Below are 21,454 nucleotides of genomic sequence, written 5' to 3'. Positions count from 1 at the left end.
TTGTCCCCGGAACAGCACAGCGCCCTGCTCGCTCACCGGCCGCCGCACCAGCCGAGGGGAACCGTCATGGCACCACCACAAGCAGCCCCAGCCCCAGCCCCACCCCTTCTTCTCACGATGTCCGGCATCACCAAGTCCTTCCCCGGCGTCCGCGCCCTCGACGGCGTGGACCTGGAGGTCCAGGCGGGCGAGGTCCACTGCCTGCTCGGCCAGAACGGCGCCGGCAAGTCCACCCTCATCAAGGTCCTCGCCGGCGTGCACCAGCCCGACGGCGGCGAGATCACCTGGCAGGGCGGCGCGGTCACCCTCAAGTCGCCCATCGCCGCCATGCGACTCGGCATCGCCACCATCTACCAGGAACTCGACCTGGTGGAGGGCCTGTCGGTCGCCGAGAACATCTTCCTCGGCCACGAGCCGACCACCGCCGGCTTTGTCGTACGCGGCAGGGAGGCCCGCGCCTCCGCTACCGCCCTCCTCAAGCGGCTCGGTCACTCCGAGATCGACGCGGGCAGCCTGGTCGGCTCGCTGTCCGCCGCCCAGCAGCAGATCGTCTCCATGGCGCGGGCGCTCTCCCACGACGTACGCCTCATCGTGATGGACGAGCCGTCCGCCGCCCTCGACCCGGACGAGGTCGACAACCTCTTCCGGATCGTCGCGGGGCTCACCGCGGACGGCGTCGCCGTCGTCTACATCTCCCACCGGCTCGAAGAGATCCGCCGCATCGGCGACCGCGTGACCGTGCTCAAGGACGGACGCGCGGTCGCGGTCGGACTGCCCGCCAAGAGCACCCCGACGCGTGACGTCGTCGCGCTGATGACGGGCCGCGATGTCGAGTACGTCTTCCCCGGGCGACCCGCGGGTGACCCACCACGCGCCGAGCCCGTCCTACGGGTCGAAGGCCTCGCCAGGGAAGGGGAGTTCGCGCCTCTCGACCTCGACATCCGCCCCGGCGAGATCGTCGGCCTCGCCGGGCTCGTCGGCTCCGGGCGCTCGGAAGTCCTGGAGACGATCTACGGGGCGCGCAAGCCCACCGCCGGGCGCGTACTCATCGACGGGCGCCCCCTGCGCCCCGGCAGCGTCCGCGCCGCCGTCCGCGCCGGCATCGGGCTCGCCCCCGAAGAACGCAAGGCCCAGGGCCTGCTGATGCTCGAATCCGTCACCCGCAACGTGTCCGTGTCCACCCTGGCCCGCTTCTCGCGCGGCGGCTGGCTCGACCGTACGGCCGAACGCGAGGCCGCTCAGACCGCCACCCGCGAACTGTCGCTGCGCCCCGACAACCCCGACGCCCGCATCAGCACCCTGTCCGGCGGCAACCAGCAAAAAGCCGTACTCGCCCGCTGGCTGCTGCGCGGCTGCCGCGTCCTGCTGCTCGACGAGCCGACGCGCGGCGTCGACGTCGGGGCGCGCGCCGAGCTGTACGCCGTGATCCGCGGGCTGGCCGACGAAGGCCTCGCCGTTCTCCTCGTATCCAGCGAAGTCCCGGAAGTCCTGGGCCTCGCCGACCGGGTGCTGGTGCTCAGGGAGGGGCGCGTCGTCCACACGGCGCCCGCCCGGGAGCTCGACGAGCACCGCGTACTCGACCTCGTGATGGAAGGGAGCCCGACACCATGACGCAGCCTGCATCGCCGGCGCAGCGACAACAGCAGCAGGACGGACCCGTGGTCACCACCGCCAAGACGCCCACGCGGCAGTCGGCCTGGCACAGGCTCGGGCTGCGCCTCGACATGCGTAACCTGTCGTTGCTCGGCGTACTCGCCGTCCTCGTCGCGGTCGGCGGGCTCACCAAGCCCGAGCAGTTCCTGGACAGCAGCAACCTCCAGCTCGTCCTCACCCAGGCCTCCGTCATCGGCGTCGTCACCGTCGGCATGACCTTCGTCATCACCAGCGGCGGCATCGACCTCTCGGTCGGCGCGATCGTGGCGCTCGCCTCGGTGTGGGCGACGACGCTCGCGACCCAGGAGTACGGCTTCGCGGGCATCCTCTTCACGGCGGTGGTCGTCGGCCTCGCCTGCGGTCTCGTCAACGGGCTGCTCATCGCCTACGGCGGGATGGTGCCGTTCATCGCGACGCTCGCCATGCTGGCGTCGGCCCGCGGACTCGCCCTCCAGATCACCGACGGCAAGACGCAGATCGTCACCGTCAACTCCGTACTCGACCTCGGCATCCCGGACTCGTACGTCCTGGGCATACCGCCCCTCGTCCTCGTTTTCGCCGTCGTCACCGTAGTCGGCTGGCTGCTGCTCAACCGCACCACCTTCGGGCGGCGTACGGTCGCGGTCGGCGGCAACGCGGAAGCGGCCAGGCTCGCCGGCATCGACGTACGCCGACAGCGCCTCTACCTCTACCTGCTGTCCGGACTGTGCTGCGGAATCGCGGCCTTCCTCCTCATCGTCCTGTCAGGCTCGGGGCAGAACACCAACGGGAACCTGTACGAGCTCGACGCCATCGCCGCGGCCATCATCGGCGGGACGCTGCTCAGCGGCGGCCGGGGCACGATCGTCGGTTCCGTACTCGGTGTCCTGGTCTTCACCACGATCACCAACATCTTCGCGCTCAACAACCTGCAGAGCGACGTACAGCAGATCGCCAAGGGCGCGATCATCGTCGCCGCCGTACTGGTCCAGCGCCGCACAGCGCGCGACGGCGAGACCTGACCTCGTACCGCTTCTCCTCTCCCCTTTTTCTCCCCCTTTCTCCCGTAAGGCCTGACCTGAAGGGTTGGAACCGTCATGCCAGAAACCAGTCGCAGAGGACTGCTCTTCGGTACCGCGGCCGTGTCCGCCGGCGCCCTGCTCACCGCCTGCACCAGCAATGAACCCAAGACGAAGGGCACGGCCGCCGACAACCAACCGGCCGCCACCGATGACAAGCCGGGCAAGAAGGTCACCATCGGGTTCGCGGGCCCGCAGGCCGACCACGGGTGGCTCAACGCCATCAACGAGAACGCCAAGTCGCGCGCCGAGAAGTACTCCGAGGTGACCCTGGAGATCACCGAGGGATCCAACGACACCGCCGCGCAGATCGGCCAGGTCCAGACGCTGATCAACAAGAAGGTCGACGTACTGGTGATCCTGCCGGCCGACGGCAAGGCCCTCACCCAGGTCGGCCTCCAGGCGATGAAGGCCGGCATCCCCGTCATCAACCTGGACCGCATCTTCGCCTCGCCGCAGGCATACCGTTGCTGGATCGGCGGCGACAACTACGGCATGGGCCTCAACGCGGGCAACTACATCGGCGAGCAGCTCAAGGACAAGCCGAACGCCAAGGTGGTGGAGCTCGCGGGACTCGACAACCTGGAGCTCACCAAGCAGCGCAGCCAGGGCTTCGCGGATGCCCTCAAGAACTACCCCAATGTCAAGCGCGTAGCCCGCCAGGCCGCCGACTTCACCGTCGAGTCGGGCCAGGCCAAGATGGCGCAACTGCTCCAGGCGCAGAAGCAGTTCGACGCACTGTGGAACCACGACGACGACCAGGGCGTGGGCGCCCTGCGGGCCATCCAGCAGGCCGGGCGCGACGACTTCCTTATGGTCGGCGGGGCGGGTGCCAAGGCCGCGATGGACGCCATCAAGGCCGACAACAGTGTGCTGAAGGCCACCGTCCTCTACCCGCCGACCATGGCCGCCTCCGCCATCGACCTGGCCCGCGCGCTCGGCCAGGGCAAGGGCGTCGGTGGCATGGCGGAGCTGGAGATCCCGGCCTCGATCACCCTCTACTCGGCCGTCGTCACGAAGGACAACGTCGACGAGTACCTGCCGACGGGCTTCAGCTGACCGGGCCGCCCGCCCGCCCCCACCGTGCGAGTGACCAGTTCGACGAGGAGGAATCCGTATGGCCCTCAGGGAAGAGACGGAGACAGAGGCCGCCACCGGAGAAACGCCGGTCGGTGCTCCGGCCGGTGCGTCGCCACCGGCACTCGGTGTCGGCATGGTCGGATACGCGTTCATGGGAGCCGCCCACTCGCAGGGCTGGCGCACCGCGGGCCGCGTCTTCGACCTGCCGGCGCGGCCGGTTCTCGCGGCCGTCTGCGGACGCGACGGCAAGGCCGTACGCGCCGCGGCGGACAAGCACGGCTGGGCGGCGGCGGAGACCGACTGGCGCGACCTCATCGCCCGCGACGACGTGCACATCGTCGACATCTGCACCCCGGGGGACAGCCACGCGGAGATAGCGGTCGCCGCGCTCGACGCGGGCAAGCACGTGCTGTGCGAGAAGCCGCTGGCCAACTCGGTCGCCGAGGCGGAGGCCATGACGGCCGCCGCCGGGCGTGCCCGCGCGCGGGGGCAGGTGGCGATGGTGGGCTTCAACTATCGCCGGGTGCCCGCCATGACGTACGCCCGCCGGCTGATCGCGGAGGGCAGGCTCGGGGCGCTCAGGCACGTACGGGTCACCTATCTCCAGGACTGGCTCGTCGACCCGGACTTCCCGCTGACCTGGCGGCTGCAGCGGGAACACGCGGGCTCCGGTGCGCTCGGCGACCTGGGCGCGCACATCGTGGACCTCGCGCAGTACCTGGCGGGGGAGCCGCTGGTGGGAGTCTCGGCCATGACGGAGACGTTCGTACGGTCGAGGCCGCTGCCGGCGGGTGCGTCGGCCGGGCTTTCGGCGGGCGGGGGCGGCGCCGCCGAACGCGGTCCGGTCACCGTCGACGACTCGGCGCTCTTCACCGGGCGGCTGGCTTCGGGGGCTCTGGCCTCCTTCGAGGCGACGCGGATGGCGGCGGGCCGCAAGAACGCGCTCCGTATCGAACTCAATGGTGAGCGCGGCTCGCTGGCCTTCGACCTGGAGCGGCTGAACGAACTGTCCTTCCACGACCACACCGAGCCCGCCGCCTCTTCCGGCTTCCGGCGCATCCTGGTGACGGAGCCGGAGCATCCGTACCTGGAGGCGTGGTGGCCGCCCGGCCACGCCCTGGGGTACGAGCACACCTTCGTCCACCAGGCACGCGACCTGCTGCACGCCATCGCCACCGGCACCGACCCGGAGCCGTCCTTCGCGGACGGGCTGCAGGTGCAGCGGGTGCTGGCGGCGGTGGAGGAGAGCGCCGAGAAGAACGCGGTCTACACCCCCGTACTCCCCGCACCGCAGGCACTGTAGGAGGGCTGTCACGCATGCCACGACCATTCACACTCTTCACCGGCCAGTGGGCCGACCTGCCGCTGGAGGAGGTCTGCCGGCTGGCCCGCGACTTCGGCTACGACGGCCTGGAACTCGCCTGCTGGGGTGACCACTTCGAGGTCGACAAGGCGCTGGGCGACCCGGGCTATCTGGACGGTCGCCGGGCGCTGCTCGACAAGTACGGCCTGAAGTGCTGGGCGATCTCCAACCACCTGGTCGGCCAGGCCGTCTGCGACGCGCCGATCGACGAGCGTCACCAGGCGATTCTGCCGTCGCGGATCTGGGGCGACGGCGAGCCCGAGGGCGTACGGCAGCGGGCCGGGGCCGAGATGGCGGACACGGCCAGGGCGGCGGCGGCCTTCGGTGTCCGTACGGTCATCGGCTTCACCGGGTCTTCGATCTGGCACCTGGTGGCGATGTTTCCGCCCGTGCCGCCGCACATGATCGAGCGCGGTTACGAGGACTTCGCCGAGCGCTGGAACCCGGTCCTGGACGTCTTTGACGCGGAGGGCGTGCGTTTCGCGCACGAAGTACACCCGAGTGAGATCGCGTACGACTACTGGACGACGCAGCGGGCGCTGGAGGCGGTGGGGCACCGGCCGGCCTTCGGGCTGAACTTCGACCCGAGCCACTTCGTCTGGCAGGACCTGGACCCGGTCGGCTTCCTCTACGACTTCCGCGACCGGATCTACCACGTCGACTGCAAGGAGGCCCGCAAGCGCCTCGACGGGCGCAACGGCCGGCTCGGCTCGCACCTGCCGTGGGGGGATCCGCGGCGCGGCTGGGACTTCGTGTCGGCCGGACACGGGGACGTTCCGTGGGAGGACGTATTCCGGATGCTGCGCTCGATCGGGTACGAGGGGCCGGTGTCGGTGGAGTGGGAGGACGCGGGAATGGACCGCCTGACGGGCGCGCCCGAAGCCCTTGCCACGCTGAAGCGCTACGACTTCGACCCCCCGACGGCGTCGTTCGACGCGGCGTTCGGGGGCGCGGACTAGACCCTGGGGCGCTGCCCCCGCGCTGCGGCAAAATCCAGCCCGTCCGGCGTTTGAGGACACGCCCGTAGGGCGTCCGGGGTCTGGGGACTGCCCCCCCCGCGGCGGAGCCGCAAAATGTCACAGCGGGAAGGGGCGGGTAGGGGAAAGCCCCCGCAGGGCGGCCCGGCGTAACGCACCGCCGCCGGGGCGGTCCCCGCTGCCCCCGGCCGCTTTGTCCTGCGGCGGGAGAAAGTTCAACTTACCCGCCGCGCAAGGTCTTTCCGTTCCAGACGAACGCGGCTACCGTCCCTGAGGTGTACAGGACATGAGTCCGGTTCCGGCATGACGGCGCATCCCGGTTCCGGTTCCCCTCATCACAGAGCTTCCCCGCCCGGCACCGGTGCAGGACGAGCACCGCCCGGCCCACTCCCGGAGGACACTCGTGCACAGGAAACGGCTCAGAGCCGGATCGGCCCGAAAGACCCTCGCGCTCCTCACCGGCAGCCTCCTGGCCGCCACCTCACTCGTACTCACCCCCACCCTCTCCACAGCCGCCGAGAAGCCGGCACCGGGCAGCGGCGCGGACCCCTCCGCCGCCACCGAAGCCGTCGCCGCCGAGGACTTCCAGCAGGTCACCCTCGCCAAGGGCGAGCCCGAGACGGGCGAGCCCATGTCGCTCGCCGTGCTCCCCGACCGCAGCGTCCTGCACACCTCGCGCGACGGCGAGCTCCGCATGACCGACGCCGCCGGCAACACCCGCGTCGTCGGCAGCATCCCGGTCTACTCGCACGACGAAGAGGGCCTCCAGGGCATCGGCATCGACCCGGAGTTCAGCGAGAACCGGCGGATCTACCTCTACTACGCGCCCCCGATGGACACCCCGGCAGGCGACGCCCCCAACGAGGGCTCCGCCGCCGACTTCGCGAAGTACGACGGCGTCAACCGGCTCTCACGCTTCGTACTCAAGGCCGACGGCACGCTCGACAACGCCAGCGAGAAGAAGATCCTCGACGTACCCGCCACCCGTGGCATCTGCTGCCACGTCGGCGGCGACATCGACTTCGACGCGCAGGGCAACCTCTACCTGTCGACCGGCGACGACTCCAACCCCTTTGCCTCCGACGGCTTCACCCCCATCGACGAACGCCCGAACCGCAACCCGGCGTACGACGCACGCCGCACCTCCGGCAACACGAACGATCTGCGCGGGAAGATCCTCCGTATCAAGGTGAACGACGACGGCTCGTACGCGGTTCCCGAGGGCAACCTCTTCGCCCCCGGCACCGCCAGGACGCGCCCCGAGATCTACGCCATGGGCTTCCGCAACCCCTTCCGCTTCAGCGTCGACAAGCCCACCGGCGTGCTGTACGTCGGCGACTACGGCCCCGACGCCGGCGCCGCCGACCCCAAGCGCGGCCCGGCCGGACAGGTCGAGTTCGCCCGCGTCACCAAGCCCGGCAACTTCGGCTGGCCCTTCTGCACCGGCAAGAACGACGCCTACGTGGACTACGACTTCGCGACGAAGGAGTCCGGCGCCAAGTTCGACTGCGCCGCCCCGAAGAACACCTCGCCGCACAACACCGGCCTGACCGACCTGCCGCCCTCCGAGGAGGCCTGGATCCCGTACGACGGCGGATCGCTCCCGGAGTTCGGCACCGGCTCGGAGTCCCCGATGGGCGGCCCCGTCTACCGGTACGACGCGAACCTCGACTCCCCGGTGAAGTTCCCCGAGGCGTACGACGGCGACTTCTTCGCCGGCGAGTTCGGCCGGCGCTGGATCAAGCGCATCGAGCACGACGCGAACGGCGCCGTACAGTCCATCAACCCCGTGCCGTGGACCGGCACCCAGGTCATGGACTCGGCCTTCGGCCCCGACGGCGCGCTGTACGTCCTGGACTACGGCACCGCCTGGTTCGGCGGCAACGAGCACTCCGGTCTCTACCGCATCGAGAACGCCACCAGCGGCCACTCGCCCGTCGCGGAAGCCGCGGCCGACAAGACGTCCGGCCAGGCGCCCCTGCGCGTGAAGTTCTCCTCCGCCGGGACGGCCGACTCCGACGGCGACGCCCTGAAGTACTCCTGGACCTTCGGCGACGGTGGTACGTCGACGGCGGCCAACCCCACCTACACGTACAAGAAGAACGGCACGTACACCGCGACCGTCACCGCCAAGGACACCACCGGGCGGACCGGTTCGGCGAGCGTGCGGATCGTCGTCGGCAACACCGCGCCCAAGGTGACACTCGAACTGCCCGGTGACGGCCGGCTCTTCACCTTCGGTGACGAGGTGCCGTTCAAGGTGAAGGTCACCGACGCGGAGGACAGCATCGTCGACTGCTCGAAGGTCAAGGTGTCCCACTTCCTCGGCCACGACAGCCACGGCCACAAGATCACCGAGGCGTTCGGCTGCAGCGGCACCATCAAGACCATCGCGGACGGCGAACACGACCCGAACGCCAACATTTTCGGGGCCTTCGACGCCGAGTACACCGACAAGGGCGCCGGCGGCCAGGCTCCGCTGACCACCCACGACCAGGCCGTCACACAGCCCAAGCACCGCCAGGCCGAGCACTACTCCAGCCAGAGCGGCACAGCACCACAGAGCAAGCCGACCGCGCACGGCGGCAAGACCGTCGGTGACATCCACAACGGTGACTGGATCGCCTTCAAGCCCTACCGGGTCGGCGACGCCACCTCCCTCACCGCGCGCGTCTCGTCGGGCGGAGCGGGCGGCACGCTGGAAGTACGAACCGGATCGCCCGACGGCAAGCTCATCGGCTCCACCGTCGTCCCCGTCACCGGCGGCTGGGACGTCTTCCAGGACATCACCACCACCATCAAACGGCCCCCGGCCGGGACCACCACCCTCTACCTCCTCTTCAAGGGCGGCGCCGGAGCCCTCTACGACATCGACGACTTCACCTTCTCCACGGCGAAGGGCGACGCCACCCCCAAGAAGCGGGTCCTGGTCTTCTCCAAGACCGCCGGCTTCCGCCACGACTCCATCGCGGCGGGCATCACCGCCCTCAAGGAACTCGGCGCGCAGCGCGGCCTCGCCGTGGACGCCACCGAGGAAGCGAAGCAGTTCACACCCGAGAACCTCGCGCGCTACGACGCGGTCGTCTTCCTCTCCACGACCGGTGACGTCCTGAACGCCAACCAGCAGACGGTCTTCGAGCAGTACGTCGCCGACGGCGGCGGCTACCTGGGCATCCACGCCGCGGCCGACACCGAGTACGACTGGAAGTTCTACGGCGGACTCGTCGGCGCGTACTTCCACTCGCACCCGCAGATCCAGAAGGCGACCGTGCGCGTCGAGGACCACGACCACCCCGCCACCGCGCACCTGGACAGCGGCTGGGAGCGCACCGACGAGTGGTACAACTACCGCACCAACCCGCGTGAGCAGGCCCGCGTCCTGGCCACCCTCGACGAGACCAGCTACACCGGCGGCACCATGAAGGGCGACCACCCGATCGCCTGGTGCCAGCCGTACGAGGGCGGGCGGTCCTTCTACACCGGCGGCGGACACACCAAGGACTCGTACGCCGAACCGGCTTTCCGCAAGCACCTGCTGGGCGGAATGCTCTACGCCACCGGGATCGCCAAGGCCGACTGCAAGCCCTCGAAGGGATACCGGTCGATCTTCAACGGCGAGACCCTGGAAGGGTGGAAGCAGGCGGGTCCCGGCTCCTTCGAGATCAAGGACGACCGCACGCTGAACTCCGTCGGCGGCATGGGCCTGCTCTGGTACCAGGCCAAGGAGCTCAAGTCGTACTCCCTGAAGCTCGACTGGAAGATGGCCGGTGACGACAACTCCGGGATCTTCGTGGGCTTCCCGGCCTCCGGCGACCCGTGGTCGGCCGTCAGCAAGGGGTACGAGATCCAGATCGACGCGACGGACGCCCCCGACCGCACCACCGGGTCCGTGTACGGCTTCAAGGCGGCGAACATCGCCGCGCGGGACGCCGCGCTCAACCCGCCCGGGGAGTGGAACTCGTACGAGATACGGGTCGAGGGAGAACGGCTCCGCGTCTTCCTCAACGGCGTGAAGATCAACGACTTCACGAACACCGACCCGGCGCGCAGCCTGGCCCAGGGCCACATCGGCATCCAGAACCACGGCGCCGACGACCAGGTCTCCTTCCGCAACATCAAGGTCAAGGAGCTGCCCGCGGGCTCCTAGACCGACCAGCGGTACCGCCAGGACCGGCGGCGGGCGGGAGCACGCCGAGCCCCCGCCCGCCGTCTTCTGGACCTCCCCATCTCTCCAGCTATCCATCTCTCCGGCAGGGAGGCAGCCCGTGACCACCACCCCATCCGAAGGCACTACGGCGCACACGGCACGGACCGGCGTGTGGTTCGTCGGAGCACGCGGTTCGGTCGCCACGACCGCCGTCGCGGGCTGCGCGGCACTCACCGCGGGCCTGCACGCGGCGGACGGCATGGTCACCGAGACACCGCCGTTCGCGGGGAGCGGCCTGGCGCCGCTCTCCTCGCTCGTCTTCGGCGGGCACGACACGGTGAGCTGCCCCCTGCCCAAACGGGCCGAGGAGCTGGAGGCCGGCGGCGTCCTGCCGCACGGCCTGTCCTCGGCCGTACGCAGCGAACTGGCGGCGGCGGACCAGGAGATCAGGACCGGCGGCCCGCTGCCCGGCGACACGCGCGGTGAGGAGGAGCTCATCGGCACGTTCGCCGCGCACCTGCTGGACTTCGCGCGCCGGCGACGCCTCGACCGCGTCGTGGTCGTCAACGTCGCCTCGACGGAACCCGCGCCGACCGACTCCCAGTCGTCCCTCCCGCCCAGCTCGCTCTACGCGGCGGCGGCACTGCGGGCCGGCAGCCCGTACGTCAACTTCACCCCCTCCACCGGGCTGCGCGCGCCCGCCCTCCAGGACGCCCTCGCGGCCAGCGGCCTTCCCCACGCGGGACGCGACGGCAAGACGGGCCAGACGCTGCTCCGTTCCGTACTCGCCCCGATGTTCGTGCAGCGCGCTCTGTCCGTACGGGCATGGTCGGGCACGAATCTGCTCGGCGGCGGGGACGGGGCAGCGCTGGCCGACCCGGCCGCCGCGGCGGCCAAGAACGCGGGCAAGAACCGCGTCCTGGCCGACACCCTCGGCACGCTGCCGCAGGGCGACGTCCACATCGACGACGTACCGGCGCTCGGCGAGTGGAAGACGGCCTGGGACCACATCGCCTTCGCCGGGTTCCTCGGCTCCCGGATGACCCTCCAGACGACCTGGCAGGGCTGCGACTCGGCACTCGCCGCGCCGCTGGTCCTCGATCTGGCCCGGCTGCTGGCCCGCGCCCACGAGGTGGGCATCTCGGGGCCGCTGCCGGAGCTGGGCTTCTACTTCAAGGACCCGGACGGCGGCCCGGCGGCGCTGGCGGAACAGTACGAGGCGCTGCTGGCCTTCGGGGCCCGCCTGCGGGAGGCCCGATGACGGCGGGTGCTCGCCGCCTTGCCGCGTGGGCGGAACTCCTGCGGGTCTCCGCCCTGTTCACCGTCCCGGGCGACGCGGTGGCGGGCGCGGCGTCCATCGGCGTACGCCCGAACCGGGGCACGGCGCTGGCCGTCGGAGCCTCCCTGTGCCTGTACGAGGCGGGCATGGCCCTGAACGACTGGGCGGACCGCGCCGAGGACGCGGTGGACCGCCCGCACCGCCCGATCCCGTCCGGCCGCATCTCCCCGGGCGCGGCCCTGGCGGCATCGGGCGCGCTGACGGCGGCAGGCCTGGCCCTTGCCGCGGGGGCGGGACGCCGGGCGCTGGGGGTGGCCACTGGTCTGGCCGCCACGATCTGGGCGTACGACCTGCACGTGAAGCACACCGCGGCGGCGCCCGCGGCGATGGCCACGGCCCGGGCCCTGGACCTGCTCCTGGGGGCGACGGCGACGGCGACGGCGACGCGGGCCGAGGCGCGGGCGGAGCGTTTCGTTCCCCACCCCGCCCCTTCCCGGAGGCCTCACACACCGGCCGGGCTGGATGTGGCTGAAATCGCTACGCCCGGCGCGGCTGGAATTCAGCCGCGCGGCTGCCCGGAGCAGCCTCCCCTGGCACATCCGGCCCGCCCGGCGTTCGAGGACCGGGGTCCGGGGCAGAGCCCCTCACGCGGCGGAGCCGCAAAATGTCACAGTGGGAAGGGGCGGGTAGGGGAAGTGCTCCGCAGGACACGCCCGGACCTGGCGGTGGCCGTCGCTCGTGCACCCGGTGTGCGCGACGCACTGGCCGCCGCAGGCATGCTCGGCGCGCACACCTACGCCGTCACGGCGGTCTCGCGCCGCGAAACGCAGGGCGGCTCGACGGCGGCGCCACTGGCCGCGCTCGCGGCAGCCGCCGTACTGGCCACGCTGGCCGCCCGCAAGCACCCTGCTCGCCGGCATCCTGGCCGTCATCGCCTGCTGGCTGCGCGGCCTGACCGCCGGGGCCTGGCGCGCAGCACGCTGCGGAGCCGCGAATTGCCGTCCGCCCCCCACAAGGCGATCCGCGTCGCCACGCGCCTGGCGACCCCCGCCACCCTCGCGGCCATCGCCTACTTCCGCACCGCGGCCAAGCCCCTCCTCCACGCCACGCTCAACCCCTCCCCGCCGCTCACCCAGCGCGCCGTGGGTGGCGGGATCCGGGCCATGATCCCGCTGCAGGCCGCGCTCGCCGCCCGCAGCGGTGCGGTCGGGGCCGGGGCGGCGCTCATGGGGCTCGTACCCATCGCCCGGAAGCTGTCGCGAAAGGTGAGCCCCACATGACCGGCACCCCCGTCTCTACGCCCATCCGCTTCGGTTACGGCACCAACGGCCTCACCGACCTCCGTCTGGACGACGCCCTGGCCCTCCTCGCCGACCTCGGCTACGACGGTGTCGGCCTGACTCTCGACCACATGCACCTCGACCCCCGAGCTCCCGATCTCGCCGCCCGCACCCGTCAGGTGGGTCGCAGGCTGTCGCAGCTCGGCCTGGACGTGACCATCGAGACCGGCGCACGGTACGTCCTCGATCCGCGCCGCAAGCACGGCCCGTCCCTGCTCGACCCGGACCCGGCAGGCCGCGCCATCCGAGCCGAACTGCTCGTCACGGCGGTACGCGTCGCCGCCGAGCTGGGTGCCCACGCCGTGCACTGCTTCAGCGGCATCACCCCGGACGGCACTTCGCCCGACACCGCCTGGCAGCGGCTGACGGAGTCACTCGCTCCCGTCATCGACGCCGCAGCAACCGCCGGCGTTCCGCTCGCCGTCGAGCCGGAACCCGGCCACCTCCTCTCCACCCTCGCCGACTTCCACCACCTGCGCCGCATCCTCGGCGACCCGTCTCCCCTCGGCCTCACCCTCGACATCGGTCACTGCCAGTGCCTGGAACAGTCCTCGCCCGCCGACTGCGTACGCGAGGCCGCACCCTGGCTGCGGCACGTCCAGATCGAGGACATGCGTCGCGGCGTACACGAGCATCTGCCGTTCGGCGACGGTGAGATCGACTTCCCACCCGTCCTGGACGCACTCGCGGCCACCGGCTACCGGGGGCTGACGGTCGTCGAACTTCCCCGCCACTCGCACGCGGGCCCCGACCTGGCCGAACGGTCCCTCGACTTCCTGCGCAAGGCACTGCCCAGCGAACCGGACACCCTTCTCCCGGCAGGAGGCGCACGATGCTGACCGAGCTGACCAACGGCGCACCGCCCTCCGCTCTTCAGGCCGCACTCGAAGAGCAGCTCTCCGGCGCGGACCGTGCCTGGCTGCACGAGGCCCTGGCCGAAGCGGAAGCCGAAGCGGGTGCCAAGTCGCCCGAGCCGGTGGACCGTAACCGAGCCCAGTGGTCCATGCCCACCTGGGAGATCCGCTTCGCCGAAGCCGGCCGCCACTGCCACCCGGCCCGAGGCACCGCCCAGGCAGACCCAGCCACCCCAGCCACCCCATCCACCACAGCCGCCCCGGACGCCCAGGACCTCGCCGACGCCGCCCGCGTCCTCCTCCTGCACGCCGTACGAGCCGACCTCGACACCACCGCCCGCCTCTATTCCCACGGCACCGCCGCCGAACGTCGTGCGGTGCTGCTCGCACTGCCGCACCTGAGCGCCGTAACCACGCCCGCCGGTTCCGCGCTCCCGCTCGTCGAAGACGCCCTGCGCACCAACGACACACGCCTCGTCGCCGCCGCCGTCGGCCCGTACGCGACCGAGCACCTCGACCAGCACGCCTGGCGCCACGCCGTGCTCAAGTGCCTGTTCACCGGCGTACCGGTCGACGCCATCGACGGACTGTCCCGGCGCGCCCGGGCCGACAGCGAACTGGCCCGGATGCTCCGCGACTACGCCGCAGAGCGCACGGCCGCAGGCCGCCCCGTACCGGACGATCTCCACCGCGTCCTCGCCCTCACGGCCCGCCCGGACACGACAGCGCGCGTCGAGATCACGGCCGCGCCCACAGAGGAGTCCTGATGCGCATCTTCGACCCCCACATCCACATGACCTCCCGGACCACGGACGACTACGAGGCGATGTACGCCGCCGGAGTGCGCGCCGTCGTCGAGCCCTCCTTCTGGCTGGGCCAGCCCCGCACCTCGCCCGCCAGCTTCTTCGACTACTTCGACGCACTCCTCGGCTGGGAGCCCTTCCGCGCCTCCCAGTACGGCATCGCCCACCACTGCACGCTCGCCCTCAACCCCAAAGAGGCGAACGACCCCCGCTGCACCCCCGTTCTCGACGCGCTTCCCCGCTACCTCGTCAAGGACTCCGTCGTCGCCGTCGGCGAGATCGGCTACGACTCCATGACGCCCGCCGAGGACACCGCCCTAGCCGCCCAGCTCCAGCTCGCCGCCGACCACGGACTGCCCGCCCTCGTCCACACCCCGCACCGCGACAAGCTCGCCGGTCTCCACCGCACCGTCGACGTCATCCGTGAATCGAACCTCCCCCCGGACCGCGTACTCCTCGATCACCTCAACGAGACAACCGTAAAGGCCGCCACTGACAGCGGCTGCTGGCTCGGCTTCTCCATCTACCCCGACACCAAGATGGACGAGGACCGCATGGTCGCCGTCATCAAGGACCACGGAACCGAGAAAGTGCTGGTCAACTCCGCCGCCGACTGGGGAAAGAGCGACCCGCTCAAGACCCGCAAAGTCGGCGACGCCCTCCTCGCCGCCGGCTTCACCGAGGACGACGTCGACCAGGTCCTGTGGCGAAACCCCGTCGCCTTCTACGGCCTCAGCGGCCGCCTCCGGCTCGACGTGCCCGACGCCCCGGAGCCGCTCCACGAAGGCAACTCCATCCTCCGCGGCGGCGAATGAGGGGGAGGACAGCCACCATGCGCTTCCGCCACCCCGACGGTTCCACCGTCCATCTCGCGTACTGCACCAACGTCCACCCCGCCGAGACCCTCGACGGTGTACTCGCCCAGCTCCGCGACCACTGCGAGCCCGTACGCAGACGCCTCGGCCGGGACCGCCTCGGCATCGGCCTGTGGCTCGCGAAGGACGCCGCGCACGCGCTGATCACCGACCCGGCGGCCCTGCGCGGCCTGCGCGCCGAACTGGACCGGCGCGGCCTCGAAGTCGTCACCCTCAACGGCTTCCCGTACGAAGGGTTCGGCGCCGAAGAGGTCAAGTACCGCGTGTACCGGCCCGACTGGACCGAGCCCGCGCGGCTGGAGCACACCACCGACCTCGCCCACCTTCTCGCCGCGCTGCTCCCCGACGATGTCACCGAAGGCACCATCTCCACCCTCCCCATCGCCTGGCGCACCTCCTTCGACGCGGCCGCCGCCGAGACGGCCCGCGCGGCCCTCGCCACGCTCGCCGAACGCCTCGACGCGCTGGAGGAGCTCACCGGCAAGTCCATTCGCATCGGCCTCGAACCCGAGCCGGGCTGCACCGTCGAGACCACCGCCGACGCCATCGGCCCGCTCACCACCCTGGCCGCTCCGCGCATCGGCATCTGCGTCGACACCTGCCACCTCGCCACCTCCTTCGAGGACCCGGCGACCGCCCTCGACGCGCTCACCGCCGCCGGCGTCACCATCCCCAAGGCGCAGCTCTCCGCCGCCCTGCACGCCGAACACCCCCACCTCCCCGAAGTACGCGAAGCCCTCGCCGCCTTCGCCGAACCCCGCTTCCTCCACCAGACCCGCACCCTTCCCCAAGCTCTCGAACAGCCTCGAGCAGGGGAGACCCCATTCAGCGCGGGCCTGCGCGGCACCGACGACCTCTACGAGGCCCTCACCGGAGCAGTGCTCCCCGACGGTGCCCCCTGGCGCGCCCACTTCCACGTCCCCCTGCACGCTCCGCCCGCCCCACCGCTCACCTCCACCCTCTCCGTACTCCAGGACGCGCTCTCCCGCCTGGTCGGCGGCACCGAGCCGCTCACCCGCCACCTGGAGGTCGAGACGTACACCTGGCAGGCACTGCCACCCGAGTCGCGCCCGCGCAACCGCACCCAGCTCGCCCACGGAATCGCCGCCGAACTCACCCTCGCCCGCGACCTCCTGGTCGATCTCGGCCTCAAGGAGCTGCCGTGACAGAGACAGGGACCACCAGCACAGGCCCCACCCCCAAACCCACCCCCACCCCCCTCCTCGTCCTGGACGTCGTAGGCCTCACCCCCCAGCTACTCGCCCACATGCCGAACCTCAAGCGGCTCGCCCAGTCCGGCTCCCAGGCACCCCTCGGCACCGTCCTGCCCGCCGTCACCTGCGCCGCCCAGTCGACCTTCCTCACCGGCACCACCCCCGCCGAACACGGCATCGTCGGCAACGGCTGGTACTTCCGCGACCTCGGCGAAGTCCTCCTCTGGCGGCAGCACAACGGCCTCGTCTCCGGCGACAAGATCTGGGACGCCGCCCGCCGCGCCCACCCCGGCTACACCGTCGCCAACATCTGCTGGTGGTACGCCATGGGCGCCGACACCGACTTCACCGTCACCCCACGCCCCGTCTACTACGCCGACGGCCGCAAGGAACCCGACTGCTACACCCGGCCCCCGTCCCTCCACGACGAACTCACCGACACATTCGGTACGTTCCCCCTCTTCCACTTCTGGGGCCCCGGCGCCGACATCGTCTCCTCCCGGTGGATCATCGACGCGACCCGCCACATCCTGCGCACGCGCCACCCCGACCTGGCCCTGTGCTACCTCCCGCACCTCGACTACGACCTCCAGCGTTACGGCCCCGACGACCCCCGCGCCTACCGCGCCGCCGCCGACCTCGACGCCGCCGTCGCCCCGCTGCTCGACGACGCCAAGGCCGAGGGCCGTACCGTCGTGGCGCTCTCCGAGTACGGCATCACCCGGGTCTCGCGCGCCGTCGACATCAACCGGGCCCTGCGCCGCGCCGGGCTCGTCGAGGTCCACACCCAGGACGGCATGGAGTACCTCGACCCCATGACGTCACGGGCGTTCGCGGTCGCGGACCACCAGCTCGCCCACGTCTACGTACGCCGCCCGGAGGATCTCGAAGCCGCCCGCGCGGCTCTCGCGGACCTCCCCGGCCTCGCGGAACTCCTCGATGACGAGGGCAAGAAGAGCCACGGACTCGACCACCCCCGCTCCGGCGAACTGGTCGCCGTGGCGGAACCCGACGCGTGGTTCACGTACTACTACTGGCTCGACGACGCGAAGGCCCCCGACTTCGCCCAGCTCGTCGAGATCCACCGCAAGCCCGGCTACGACCCCGTCGAGCTCTTCATGGACCCCCTCGATCCGTACGTACGCGTCAAGGCCGCCAAAGCCCTCGCCCGCAAGAAGCTCGGCATGCGCTACCGCATGGCGGTCGTGCCCCTCGACCCGTCACCTATTCGCGGCAGCCACGGCCGCCTCCCCGAGCGCGACGAAGAAGGTCCGCTCATCCTGTGCTCCACCCCCCGCGCCCTCGACGGCCGCGTCGCGGCCACCGATGTGAAAGCCCTGCTCCTTCATCTTGCCGGACTGCACTGACAACCGGATGCACTGACAAAGGGAGTTCCACCCGTGCGACCCATGAGCCGCAAGACCAGCACCGACCCCGAACTCACCCACAAGCTCTCCAGGCGCGGCATGCTCGGCGTAGCCGCCGGCGCCACCGCCGCAGCCCTCCTCGGGGCGACGGCACCCACCGCGGCGGCCCAGAGCGCGGGCCGCGGCCGTCCCGTCCTTCCCCCCGGCCGCCTCGGCATCCAGCTCTACTCCCTCCGCGACAAGGTCTCGACCCTCGGCTTCGCCAAGGTCTTCGCCGAGCTGGAGCGATTCGGTTACGACGAGGTCGAGTACGCCGGTTACACCCAGGGCTCCGCGGGCCCCATCTCCCTCGCCCAGCTCCGCCGGCTCACCCGCGACCACGGCCTGCGCGGCATAGGCAGCCACGTCGGCTACTACTCCGACGGCAACCCGGGCGCGTACACCTTCGCCCAGAACCTCACCAAGGTTCTCGACGACGCCCAGGCCCTCGGCCTCAAGCACATCGGCACGGCATCAGGACCGTGGCGTTACGGCGCCACCGTCGACGGCTGGAAGCGCGCCGCCCAGGACTTCAACACGTACGGCGCGGCGGCCAAGGCGCGCGGCATGAAGTTCTACCAGCACAACCACGCCGAGGAGTTCTCCTTCGCGACCGACAAGCCCGACGTCCGCCTCTACGACGTACTCCTCGCCGAGACCGACCCCGAACTGGTCTACCTGGAGATGGACATCTACTGGGCGTACGCCGCCCAGTTCCGCTTCGGCAAGCGCGTCGACGGCACCCCGGCCCCCTTCGACCCCCTCGACTACGTACTGAAGCAGCCCGACCGTTACCCGCTCTTCCACGTGAAGGACGGCGAACACGACGCATCCGCCCGCGACGGCTACCGGATGGTGGACGTCGGGGACGGAGACATCGACTACAAACGCTTCATCTCGGCGGTCTCGAAGACCCGCGGCGGGCGCCGCGACCACCACTGGCAGGCGGAACACGACAACCCGGCCGAGTCGTTCGCCTTCGCCCGCAAGTCGAGCGCGCACTTGCACTCACTGCGCGAGAAGGACTGCTGAGAGCGGAGCAGAGCAAAGCAGCAGCAGTCAGATCGCGTCGCGGCTGATCGGCTGCGGGTTCGGCTTGATGTGCCGGGCCCGCGGCCGTCCCGGCGGATGCAGGAAGATCGCGATGAAGCCGGCGAACAGGGAAATCGAGCCCGCAAGAACGAAGGCCACCGAACTCATCATCCTGATAGGGGAGATCGGCGGCGACGCGGAAGAACGAGCGGTGCAGTACATCGCGGACCGGGTCACCAAACCAGTGATCGGCTACATCGCCGGCTTCACCGCCCCCGAGGGCAGGACGATGGGCCACGCGGGAGCGATCGTCTCGGGATCGTCGGGCACGGCGGAGGCGAAGAAGCAGGCGCTCGAAGCGGCGGGTGTGCGGGTCGGCTCGACCCCGTCCGAGACGGCGCGGCTCGCGTTGACCCAACTCGCGTGACCTCTAGCACACTTGGCGTCCCGGTGATACCGCCGACCAGTCGGCATCACTACCGTCCAACCAGGCCCGCCCCCAGGGCGTGGCCGACGGATCTGTTTTTCCCTACCCGCCCCTTCCCGAACTGGGGGGCAAGCCCTCAGACCCCCGGACGCCCTCCGGGCGTGTCCTCAAACGCCGGACGGGCTGAATGTTTACCGCAGCCCGGGCGGCTCGTTGTCGCCGAACGGCGTTTGAGGAGCGGGGTCTGGGGCGGCGCCCCACGCGGCGGAGCCGCGCAATGTCACGGCCGGGAAGGGGCGGGTAGGGAAAATGCCCCGCCGTGCACGCCCACGTGCAGGCGGACCGCCCCGCCACTCAGCCCCGCCCCACACAGAGCGGAGAGAACAGATGGCACCCACCCTCACCCTCAAGCCCGGCACCGCATGGTCCGACGCCTGGCAGCGTTGCCAGGCCGTCGCCCCCGAGGCCTTCCGCGACGACCGCGTGCTCAACCTCTGGGCGTCCGTCTGGAAGGCCGACGGTCGCGCACTCCCCGCCACCTCACCTATCGACGACAGCCCCATCGCGGGCCCGCCGCGCCTGGACGCCCTCACCGCCGGCCAGGCCGTACGCGCGTCCCTCGACCAGCACCGAGCCTGGCGCCACGTCCCGTTGCCCGAGCGCCGCGCCCGCGTAGCCGCCACGCTCGACGCCCTCACCGAGCACCGCGAACTGCTCGCTCTCCTCCTCGTCTGGGAGATAGGCAAGCCGTGGCGCCTCGCCCAGGCCGACGTCGACCGCGCGATCGACGGCGTGCGCTGGTACGTCGACGGCATCAAGCCCATGCTCGCCGACCGCGCCCCCCTCTCCGGCCCGGTGTCGAACATCGCCAGCTGGAACTACCCGATGTCCGTCCTGGTCCACGCCATGCTGGTGCAGGCCCTGGCCGGAAACGCGGTCATAGCCAAGACCCCGACCGACGGCGGCGTCGCCTGCCTGACTCTCGCTTCCGCACTGGCGGCCCGCGAAGGAATCCCCGTCACCCTCCTCAGCGGCAGCGGCAGCGAACTCTCGTCGTCCCTGGTCCGCTCCCCGGAGATCGGCTGCGTCTCCTTCGTAGGAGGCCGCGACACGGGCGCCCGTATCGCCACCGCCGTGGCCGACCTCGGCAAGCGCCACATCCTCGAACAGGAGGGCCTGAACACCTGGGGCATCTGGAACTACACGGACTGGCCCACCCTGACCTCCCTCATCCCCAAGCTCTTCGACTACGGCAAGCAGCGCTGCACCGCCTATCCCCGCTTCGTCGTCCAGCGGACCCTGTTCGACGAGTTCCTGGCGGCGTACCTCCCCGCCGTACGCTCCATCCGCACCGGCCATCCCCTCGCCGTCGAGCACCCCGAAGACCCGCTCCCCACCCTTGACTTCGGACCGCTGATCAACGCGGCCAAGGCCAAGGAACTGGCAGACCAGGTCGGCGAGGCCATCGACCGCGGCGCGGTCCCGCTCCACCGCGGCTCGCTCGCCGACGCCCGTTTCCTCCCCGGCCAGGACACCAACGCCTACCTGCCGCCGGTCACCCTCCTGAACCCGCCCCCATCGTCCCCCCTCCACCACGCGGAGCCGTTCGGCCCGGTGGACACGATCGTCCTGGTCGACACGGAGGCGGAACTCCTCGCCGCGATGAACGCCTCCAACGGAGCCCTGGTGGCGACGCTTTCCACCGACGACCCGTCGACGTATGAACGGCTGGCACCCCAGATCCGTTCCTTCAAGGTCGGTCATGGCAAGCCCCGTTCGCGAGGCGACCGCGACGAACTCTTCGGCGGCTTCGGCGCGTCGTGGCGAGGCGCGTTCGTAGGCGGAGAACTCCTGATCCGATCGGTCACCGAGGGCCCGAAGGACGAACGCCTGCCGGGCAACTTCCCCGACTACCACCTGATGCCCTAGAAGACTCATGAAGATCT

The 21,454-nt window shown here is 70.8% G+C and carries 15 protein-coding genes and 1 pseudogene; all 16 read left to right on the top strand.

The genetic code is table 11. The features are described 5' to 3' along the window. Positions 1 to 66 precede the first annotated feature (66 nt). The 16 genes and pseudogenes from J7E91_RS34250 (at position 67) to J7E91_RS34175 (ending at position 21,437) form a co-directional block, all read left to right on the top strand. Positions 67 to 1,611, top strand: coding sequence for a sugar ABC transporter ATP-binding protein (locus tag J7E91_RS34250; protein ID WP_374224823.1), 1,545 nt, complete (start codon positions 67 to 69; stop codon positions 1,609 to 1,611). Beyond that, a complete protein-coding gene (locus tag J7E91_RS34245) occupies positions 1,608 to 2,654 on the top strand; it encodes an ABC transporter permease (RefSeq protein WP_214911150.1) in 1,047 nt (348 codons plus the stop codon). Before J7E91_RS34250 ends, J7E91_RS34245 begins: the two co-directional genes overlap by 4 nt. Before the next feature lie 75 nt (positions 2,655 to 2,729). Next, the gene (locus J7E91_RS34240) at positions 2,730 to 3,770 is read left to right on the top strand and encodes a substrate-binding domain-containing protein (RefSeq protein WP_214911148.1); all 1,041 of its coding nucleotides are present in this window, start codon (positions 2,730 to 2,732) and stop codon (positions 3,768 to 3,770) included. Positions 3,771 to 3,828: 58 nt separating this feature from the next. Beyond that, entirely contained in the window at positions 3,829 to 5,094 is a 1,266-nt protein-coding gene (locus J7E91_RS34235) for a Gfo/Idh/MocA family protein (protein ID WP_214911146.1), read from the top strand. A 14-nt stretch (positions 5,095 to 5,108) separates the two neighbouring features. After that, positions 5,109 to 6,113, top strand: a complete 1,005-nt coding sequence (locus J7E91_RS34230; protein WP_214911144.1) for a sugar phosphate isomerase/epimerase — start codon at positions 5,109 to 5,111, stop codon at positions 6,111 to 6,113. Between the two features lie 421 nt (positions 6,114 to 6,534). Next, the gene (locus tag J7E91_RS34225; protein ID WP_214911142.1) at positions 6,535 to 10,278 is read left to right on the top strand and encodes a ThuA domain-containing protein; all 3,744 of its coding nucleotides are present in this window, start codon (positions 6,535 to 6,537) and stop codon (positions 10,276 to 10,278) included. Positions 10,279 to 10,396: 118 nt separating this feature from the next. Beyond that, positions 10,397 to 11,539: an inositol-3-phosphate synthase gene (locus tag J7E91_RS34220; RefSeq protein ID WP_214911140.1), complete on the top strand. Its 1,143-nt coding sequence runs from the start codon at positions 10,397 to 10,399 to the stop codon at positions 11,537 to 11,539. Continuing rightward, complete coding sequence (locus tag J7E91_RS34215) at positions 11,536 to 12,837, top strand: UbiA family prenyltransferase (protein ID WP_214911137.1); 1,302 nt, start codon at positions 11,536 to 11,538, stop codon at positions 12,835 to 12,837. The genes J7E91_RS34220 and J7E91_RS34215 overlap by 4 nt, the downstream gene beginning before the upstream one ends. Next, positions 12,834 to 13,736: a sugar phosphate isomerase/epimerase gene (locus tag J7E91_RS34210; protein WP_214911135.1), complete on the top strand. Its 903-nt coding sequence runs from the start codon at positions 12,834 to 12,836 to the stop codon at positions 13,734 to 13,736. Before J7E91_RS34215 ends, J7E91_RS34210 begins: the two co-directional genes overlap by 4 nt. Beyond that, complete coding sequence (locus J7E91_RS34205; protein WP_214911133.1) at positions 13,730 to 14,518, top strand: EboA domain-containing protein; 789 nt, start codon at positions 13,730 to 13,732, stop codon at positions 14,516 to 14,518. The genes J7E91_RS34210 and J7E91_RS34205 overlap by 7 nt, the downstream gene beginning before the upstream one ends. Further along, positions 14,518 to 15,369 carry a TatD family hydrolase gene (locus tag J7E91_RS34200; RefSeq protein WP_214911131.1) on the top strand — a complete coding sequence of 284 codons (852 nt, stop codon included), beginning with the start codon at positions 14,518 to 14,520 and terminating at the stop codon, positions 15,367 to 15,369. Before J7E91_RS34205 ends, J7E91_RS34200 begins: the two co-directional genes overlap by 1 nt. 17 nt (positions 15,370 to 15,386) lie before the next feature. Then, on the top strand, positions 15,387 to 16,595 hold the full coding sequence (gene eboE / locus J7E91_RS34195) for a metabolite traffic protein EboE (RefSeq protein WP_214911129.1): 1,209 nt from the start codon (positions 15,387 to 15,389) through the stop codon (positions 16,593 to 16,595). Then, positions 16,592 to 18,010, top strand: coding sequence for a nucleotide pyrophosphatase/phosphodiesterase family protein (locus tag J7E91_RS34190; RefSeq protein ID WP_214911127.1), 1,419 nt, complete (start codon positions 16,592 to 16,594; stop codon positions 18,008 to 18,010). Before eboE ends, J7E91_RS34190 begins: the two co-directional genes overlap by 4 nt. 42 nt (positions 18,011 to 18,052) lie before the next feature. Further along, a complete protein-coding gene (locus J7E91_RS34185; protein WP_214911125.1) occupies positions 18,053 to 19,081 on the top strand; it encodes a sugar phosphate isomerase/epimerase in 1,029 nt (342 codons plus the stop codon). A 157-nt stretch (positions 19,082 to 19,238) separates the two neighbouring features. After that, positions 19,239 to 19,508, top strand: a pseudogene (locus J7E91_RS34180) (succinate--CoA ligase subunit alpha); the annotation flags it as partial. Between the two features lie 387 nt (positions 19,509 to 19,895). Next, the gene (locus J7E91_RS34175) at positions 19,896 to 21,437 is read left to right on the top strand and encodes an aldehyde dehydrogenase family protein (protein WP_214911123.1); all 1,542 of its coding nucleotides are present in this window, start codon (positions 19,896 to 19,898) and stop codon (positions 21,435 to 21,437) included. Positions 21,438 to 21,454 lie beyond the last annotated feature (17 nt).

The sequence above is a fragment of the Streptomyces sp. ISL-99 genome (assembly GCF_018614005.1).
GTDB lineage: Bacteria > Actinomycetota > Actinomycetes > Streptomycetales > Streptomycetaceae > Streptomyces > Streptomyces flavidovirens.
This window is presented reverse-complemented; position numbering and strand designations above follow the sequence as displayed.

What these genes read in the sequence shown, in the direction of transcription:
- J7E91_RS34250 (WP_374224823.1), top strand. Translation starts at nt 67, where the DNA reads ATGGCACCACCACAAGCAGCCCCAGCCCCAGCCCCACCCCTTCTTCTC.
- J7E91_RS34245 (WP_214911150.1), top strand. Translation starts at nt 1,608, where the DNA reads ATGACGCAGCCTGCATCGCCGGCGCAGCGACAACAGCAGCAGGACGGA.
- J7E91_RS34240 (WP_214911148.1), top strand. Translation starts at nt 2,730, where the DNA reads ATGCCAGAAACCAGTCGCAGAGGACTGCTCTTCGGTACCGCGGCCGTG.
- J7E91_RS34235 (WP_214911146.1), top strand. Translation starts at nt 3,829, where the DNA reads ATGGCCCTCAGGGAAGAGACGGAGACAGAGGCCGCCACCGGAGAAACG.
- J7E91_RS34230 (WP_214911144.1), top strand. Translation starts at nt 5,109, where the DNA reads ATGCCACGACCATTCACACTCTTCACCGGCCAGTGGGCCGACCTGCCG.
- J7E91_RS34215 (WP_214911137.1), top strand. Translation starts at nt 11,536, where the DNA reads ATGACGGCGGGTGCTCGCCGCCTTGCCGCGTGGGCGGAACTCCTGCGG.
- J7E91_RS34210 (WP_214911135.1), top strand. Translation starts at nt 12,834, where the DNA reads ATGACCGGCACCCCCGTCTCTACGCCCATCCGCTTCGGTTACGGCACC.
- J7E91_RS34205 (WP_214911133.1), top strand. Translation starts at nt 13,730, where the DNA reads ATGCTGACCGAGCTGACCAACGGCGCACCGCCCTCCGCTCTTCAGGCC.
- J7E91_RS34200 (WP_214911131.1), top strand. Translation starts at nt 14,518, where the DNA reads ATGCGCATCTTCGACCCCCACATCCACATGACCTCCCGGACCACGGAC.
- eboE (WP_214911129.1), top strand. Translation starts at nt 15,387, where the DNA reads ATGCGCTTCCGCCACCCCGACGGTTCCACCGTCCATCTCGCGTACTGC.
- J7E91_RS34185 (WP_214911125.1), top strand. Translation starts at nt 18,053, where the DNA reads ATGAGCCGCAAGACCAGCACCGACCCCGAACTCACCCACAAGCTCTCC.
- J7E91_RS34175 (WP_214911123.1), top strand. Translation starts at nt 19,896, where the DNA reads ATGGCACCCACCCTCACCCTCAAGCCCGGCACCGCATGGTCCGACGCC.